Origin of the sequence: Paucisalibacillus algeriensis, from assembly GCF_000577245.1 — a bacterium.
GTDB lineage: Bacteria > Bacillota > Bacilli > Bacillales > Amphibacillaceae > Ornithinibacillus.
Genome location: NZ_CBYO010000007.1, coordinates 438,869 through 445,583, shown reverse-complemented (window position 1 = coordinate 445,583; position 6,715 = coordinate 438,869). Strand labels below are relative to the sequence as shown.

Annotated in this window: 5 protein-coding genes and 1 riboswitch; of the genes, 3 read left to right on the top strand and 2 right to left on the bottom strand. The window is 37.4% G+C overall.

Annotated features, from left to right (window positions below):
* Positions 1–361 precede the first annotated feature (361 nt).
* Positions 362–1,111, bottom strand: coding sequence for an SIR2 family NAD-dependent protein deacylase (locus TY11_RS06610; protein WP_081755844.1), 750 nt, complete (start codon positions 1,109–1,111; stop codon positions 362–364).
* Between the two features lie 147 nt (positions 1,112–1,258).
* Positions 1,259–1,437: riboswitch (cobalamin riboswitch) on the top strand.
* Between the two features lie 138 nt (positions 1,438–1,575).
* On the opposite strand from TY11_RS06610, the gene TY11_RS06605 reads away from it, so the two are divergent.
* From TY11_RS06605 to TY11_RS06595, 3 genes are read left to right on the top strand one after another with little or no spacing between them, the layout of a single operon-like run.
* Positions 1,576–3,780: a ribonucleoside-diphosphate reductase subunit alpha gene (locus TY11_RS06605; RefSeq protein ID WP_369797398.1), complete on the top strand. Its 2,205-nt coding sequence runs from the start codon at positions 1,576–1,578 to the stop codon at positions 3,778–3,780.
* Positions 3,765–4,202, top strand: a complete 438-nt coding sequence (locus TY11_RS06600; RefSeq protein ID WP_042144159.1) for a flavodoxin — start codon at positions 3,765–3,767, stop codon at positions 4,200–4,202. Before TY11_RS06605 ends, TY11_RS06600 begins: the two co-directional genes overlap by 16 nt.
* A complete protein-coding gene (locus TY11_RS06595) occupies positions 4,183–5,226 on the top strand; it encodes a ribonucleotide-diphosphate reductase subunit beta (protein ID WP_042144156.1) in 1,044 nt (347 codons plus the stop codon). Before TY11_RS06600 ends, TY11_RS06595 begins: the two co-directional genes overlap by 20 nt.
* A 373-nt stretch (positions 5,227–5,599) precedes the next feature.
* On the opposite strand, the gene TY11_RS06590 is transcribed toward TY11_RS06595, so the two are convergent.
* Positions 5,600–6,379, bottom strand: coding sequence for a TerC family protein (locus tag TY11_RS06590; protein WP_042144155.1), 780 nt, complete (start codon positions 6,377–6,379; stop codon positions 5,600–5,602).
* Between the last annotated feature and the right edge of the window lie 336 nt (positions 6,380–6,715).

Here is a 6,715-nt window from a genome sequence, read left to right as displayed (position 1 = left end):
TCTCAAGGACACTTTTCAGTATAAACCCGTCCAAAGTGTCTATGAGAGCAAGTCTCAAGGACACTATTCAGTATAAATCCGTCCAAAGTGTCTATTAGAACAGGTCTCAAGGACACTATTCAGTATAAATCCGTCCAAAGTGTCTATGAGAGCAAGTCTCAAGGACACTTTTCAGTATAAATCCGTCCAAAGTGTCTATGAGAGCAAGTCTCAAGGACACTATTCAGTATAAATCCGTCCAAAGTGTCTATGAGAACAAGTCTCAAGGACACTATTCAGTATAAATCCGTCCAAAGTGTCTGTGAGAGCAAGTCTCAAGGACACTTTCAGCTAATATCCATCCAAATTGTCTATGATAATATTACTCATCACGTTCTTTTAAAATAGTAGAAGATAATCCCTCATTCACCTCTATCAACCATTCCTTAATACTTTTATCCCGAATAATATAATCCGCATAATGATCCAATGGAGTTGCTTCGCGATTTACTATAACCAGCTTAGCCCCATGCTCCTTTGCCATCATTGGAAATATATTAGCGGGTGTCACGGTTAAAGAAGAGCCAAGAACAATAAATAAATCTGCCTTTGATGTTTCAATTTCTGCTTTGTTAAAAACTTCCTCCGGTAGCATTTCGCCAAAAAGAACTATACCAGGGCGTACTGGACCATCACAATACTCACAATGGCTATTTCCATATAAATATTCCTCCCGAATATGTTCTCTTTTACACTGATTACAGAAGAAGTTACGAAATGTTCCATGTAGTTCCATCACATTTCGGTTCCCAGCATCATGGTGAAAGCCGTCAACATTCTGTGTAACTATCCCTCTAATGATGCCCTTTTGTTCCCACTTCCCAAGTACAAAGTGCCCTTCATGGGGCTGATATTTATCAATTTCTCGAAGTCTATATTGATAAAAGTCTGTAAACTCTTCAAAATTATTATCTAATGCATACACATTTGCCAACTCATCAGGATTGAATTTAGTCCAAAGTCCTCTTTCTTTTGAACGAAAGTCTGGTAATCCACTTTCAGTAGACATCCCAGCACCGGTAAAAACAATGGTATAAGAAGATGAACGTATTAGTTCAATAATTTCTTTCACAGCTTTCCACCTCCATATGATTAATCCTATTGTATCCAATCAATAATCATTTTCCTAATCTATTAATTTACATTGCAAAGTTTTTAAAACTATGATATAGTCTATTAATACAATATATTGTGATTTTTAATAAACTAAATACTATATATAGTACCGTTAGGTAATGGTGACAAATATTGTCTTAAAAGGGAATTCAGTTAGAATCTGGAGCTGTCCCCGCAACTGTAAGTGTCGACGAACGAGCTATCCACTGTATCAATGATATGGGAAGGACTCTAGTAGAATGAAGCACAAGCCAGGAGACCTGCCATCACTTATAGTTTCATTTTTCTTCGGGTTGAAAGAGCATGGAACGATGGAGTTATACATTTTGGATAATTTCTGTCGTTTTTATGTGCCGTTCATCCCTTTTGATGAGCGGCTTTTAATATTTTTAGGAGGTTTATATGGTGGTAACAGAGACAATGATGAAAGAAAATATTACTGACCTTATACGTTTTGCCACGAAAGACTTACAAATTAATGTTGCTGAATGGAATGTAATGGTACCTAATGAATTTACAATGGAAAAAGCTGCAGATTACCTTGCTAAGAAAGCATTAGAAAATATCGATGAGGCAAATTCCAATTGGACGTTTGTTGCAGCAAGATTTTTATTACAAAGTTTATACCATCAAGCAGCCAAAAATCGGGGTTATGATGTATCCATAAAGTATGGTAACTTCTATCACTTAATAGAAACATTAACACAAATGGGCATTTATACTCCAATTTTAATGGAAAAATACAGTAAAGAAGAAGTGAATTTTCTTGCTGAGAAAATAGATCCCAACCATGATCTCATGTTTACATATTTAGGAATATATACATTAGCAAATCGATACTTAGCAACTAATCATCAAAAACACGTTTTTGAATTACCACAAGAAAGATGGATGGTAATTGCCATGCATTTAATGCAAGATGAAGATCCTACGAGACGATTAGATTTAGTAGAAGAAGCCTATTGGGCATTAAGTAATCTATATATGACAGTAGCAACACCTACACTTGCAAACGCAGGGAAAACGTATGGGCAGTTATCGAGCTGTTTTATTGATACGGTTGATGACAGCTTGCAATCCATTTATGACAGTAATACCGATATCGCAAAGCTTTCCAAAAACGGTGGTGGAATCGGTGTCTATATGGGGAAAATCCGTGCAAGAGGTAGTTCAATTAAAGGGTTCAAAGGAATGTCTAGTGGAGTAGTTCCATGGATTAAACAACTTAATAATACTGCTGTAAGTGTCGATCAACTCGGGACACGTAAAGGTGCAATAGCTGTTTATCTAGATGTTTGGCATATGGACATTGAATCATTCTTAGATTTGAAATTAAATAATGGCGACGACCGGATGCGTGCTCATGATATCTTCACCGGAGTATGCCTCCCAGATCTATTCATGGAACAAGTGGAAGCACGTGGTGATTGGTATTTATTTGATCCGCATGAGGTTCGTGAAGTTATGGGCTTTTCATTAGAAGACTTTTACGATAAAGAAAAAGGTTCAGGTTCCTGGCGCGAGAAGTACGTAGAGTGTGTTGGGGAAAGTCGATTATCCAAGAAAAAAGTTCCAGCAATTGAAATCATGAAGCGAATCATGAAGTCCCAATTAGAATCTGGAACCCCGTTTATGTTTTATCGAGATGAAGTGAATAGACATAATAGCAATAATCACAATGGTATGATTTATTGTTCGAACCTATGTACAGAAATAACTCAAAACCAATCCCCAACAGAATTTTTGGAGGAACATACGGATGAGTCTGGCTATCTAGTAAAGAAGTATAAGCCAGGAGACTATGTCGTTTGCAACTTGAGTTCCATTAACCTAGGCAAGGCTGTTACGGATGAAGTACTAGAACGCCTAATCAAGATTCAAGTACGAATGCTTGATAATGTAATTGACATTAATACATTACCAATTATGCAAACGCAGTTGACTAATCAAAAGTACCGTGCAATAGGACTTGGAACATTTGGTTGGCATCATCTGCTTGCTAAAAAGAATATTCCATGGGAATCAGGAGAGGCAGTTCAACTAGCGGATAATCTTTATGAAAAAATAGCCTATTTAACAATTAAAAGCAGCATGGAGCTGAGTGTGGAAAAAGGAAGCTATCCCGTCTTTTCTGGAAGCAAGTGGAGTACCGGTGATTATTTTAATGAAAAAGGATATACCAGTACAGAATGGCAGGAATTAAAAACACTGGTAATGAAAAATGGAATGCGAAACGGATATTTAATGGCAGTTGCACCAAACTCAACTACTGCCATGATTGCTGGGTCGACGGCAAGTATCGATCCTGTTTTTAAACCTTTTTACCATGAAGAGAAAAAGGACTTTAAAATTCCAACAACAGCACCAGAGTTGGACCACCATACATATAATATCTATCGTCGTTCTGCCTATATAGTAGACCAACGCTTTTCCGTTAAACAAAATGCGGTAAGACAAAAGCATATTGACCAAAGTATTTCCTTTAACTTTTATGTTCCAAATACAATCCGAGCATCCGTCTTACTCCAATTACATCTTCAGGCTTGGAAGGAAGGGTTAAAAACAACCTACTATGTAAGATCCACCTCAAATGATGTCGAAGAATGTGAGTGGTGTCAAAGTTGAGAGTAGCAATTGCTTATTTATCATACAGTGGAAATACGGAAGAAACAGCGGAATTAATACAGAACAAGCTTAATTTTAGGGGAGTATCAGTAGAAATGCACCGGATTGGCATTGATCCCCCAATTTATCCAGCTAATTACGATGTTGTGTTTCTTGGAACATTTACCTGGGCGAATGGCTCTACACCTGATGAAGTAAAGGATTTTGTACTGGAAATAGGTTATAAGCCAACTAATATTGCTGTTTTTGGTACAGGTGATACACAATTTGGTTACTTTTGTGGTGCAGTTGATAAGCTTGTGAATTTTTATGGCTGCAGATGGCCAGGACTGAAAATTGAGCAATCGCCAAGAGGTTCACAGGAAAGATTAATTGATATTTGGTTGAAAGGAGTTATGCAGCATGACAAGCGTATTGCTTAAAAAGGCAAAAACGTTGGAACCACGCTTTCCTAACAAGTCAACAAAGGTCTTTGGTGGCGAGTCTAGTGGGATATTAAATTGGAACGATATTAAATATCCACATTGGTATAAGATGTACAAGCGTTTGGTTGGAAACTACTGGCAGGCCGATGAAATTAATATGTCTTCTGATGTTAAGCAATTTACTATGCTTACGGAAGAAGAACAAGATGCTTACTTAAAAATAATTGGCTTGTTATCGACTTTAGATGCACCACAGACCAGAACAGCGTTATTGCTTTCATTACATGCATCAGATCCATCTGTACAATCGATTATGGCTGTAATTGCTCAGCAAGAAGCGGTACACAATGAAAGTTATTCTTATGTCCTTTCATCAGTTGTATCGTTAAAAGAACAAAATGAGGCATTTCAACTTGGGAGAAAGGATCCTGTTTTACTAAAAAGAAATGAAAGACTAATCGAGGGATACAACCGTTTTGTTGAGGAACCTACGCTTGAAAACATCCTAAAGACACTTATTTATACGGCGCTTTTAGAAGGGTTATTCTTCTACTCTGGGTTTGCTTTTTTCTATAACCTAGCAAGGGATAACAAGATGGTTGGAACTTCTACCATGATTAGTTACATTAATCGGGACGAGCTAGAGCATGGGAGGTTTATATCAGAGCTATTCCGTGCAACACTTGCAGAATACCCGGAACATAACAATGATGATTTTGTACATTGGGTATATGAGGAATTCAGATTGGCGGTTGATTTAGAAATAGAATGGTCAACTTATGTTCTATCGGGGATAGAGGGAATAGATTTAGAGCAAATGCAAGGATATATCAAATACCGTGCTAACAAAATGCTTAGATTACTTGGATTAAGTGAAATCTATCCAGAATATGTAGAAAATCCGATGAGATGGATCCGTGCATATGTTGATAATATCGATGGAACGAAGACAGATTTCTTTGAACAAAAGTCTAGACAATACACAAAGACAAGTGATTTAAATGGATTTGATGACTTATAGAGATGACATGGGTTAAATCCTAAATGCTTAGCTGATAAAAAGTGTGCCATACTTGTATTAGAGTATCCGACCCGCTACGGAAATACACTCCGCTTTTACTTCCAGTATAGGGTGATATCTGTTCGAAAAGACCCCGTAGCTGTGGTCTTTCTGCGAGGAGGCTGAGGCCGTGCCCGTGGAAAGCGGAGTATTCTGCCGGAGCGGTATCATAACACTTCACTACTCTATTTAAAGTATGGAAAAGACAATAGTTGTTACCGCACATTTTATTTCACCAGAATAAAAAGAAAAATCCGAACTAATTTAAATTCTACTAAAAGAATTTAAAAATATCGTTCGGATTTTCTTTGATTAAAACTCTTGTCTTACTATCTTAAGAAGAAGAACCTTCTCTCGACACTTCTTTATCCTTATTAGCTGTTTTACCAGACAAGATCCAACCAAATATAGCTATTCCAAGTAATATTACCCAGAATGCAATAGTCCACCCAGTACTATGTGGGAAATCATGTGGTAAAATACCTACCTTGTCATGACTTAATGTGATTACAGCAAGTTTAACCCCAACCCAAGCAACGATTAGATAAGCTGTTGTTTCAAGGCCTGGACGTTTATCCAATAGCTGAACAAACCAACCTGCAGCAAATTTAATAAGGACTAATCCAGCAATACCTGCTATAACAACAATAAAGAACTGTCCAGTGTCCATTCCACCAAAGTGTCCTAATCCTGTTTCTGGTAATACGATTGCAAGTGCGACTGCAGCTAAGATAGAGTCAATTGCAAAAGCAAGGTCAGCTAAGCCGATTTTAGCAACTGTAGGCCAGAAACCTTTTCCTGCAGCTTCTCCTTCTGCATCTTCCTTGTGGTCTTCAGGTCCTTGAATCACATGCTTAACTCCTAAGTAAATTAGGTATGCAGCACCAATTGCTTGAACCTGCCATACATTAGCAATAAACGAAATGGCAAATAGTGCAGCAAAGCGAAACACAAATGCCATTATAATACCGTAATTAATTGCTCTCTTTTTCTGATCATCCGGTAAATGCTTTGCGATTACCGCTAAAACTAGTGCGTTGTCAGCAGACAAAATACCTTCTAACCCTATTAGAATTAACAGGGTCCAGGCATATTCTAGCCAAATTGATTCCATTAAATTTTCTCCCTTCCAAAATAAAAAAATAGAGGCTATTACCATTTAACATGATAAAGGCCTCTAAAAAAGTATAGACCTTTACCACATTGGCAAAGGTCTTGCTAACAACACCGTAGGGTTGCCAGGTATGCCGAGAGTATTTGTACACTCTGAATTGACGACATAGCTGTTAAAGCTACTCCCCTTTGAAATTATAGTATTATTATAAACCTAAATGTGGATTTGTGTCAATAGAATGTCTGTACTTGGGTGAGTGCCCTTACCTAATTTTAGTTTGTTTTACTTACAGTCTTTTATACAAGTACGTAATGGGGCCTCGTTGTAATTTTTTGG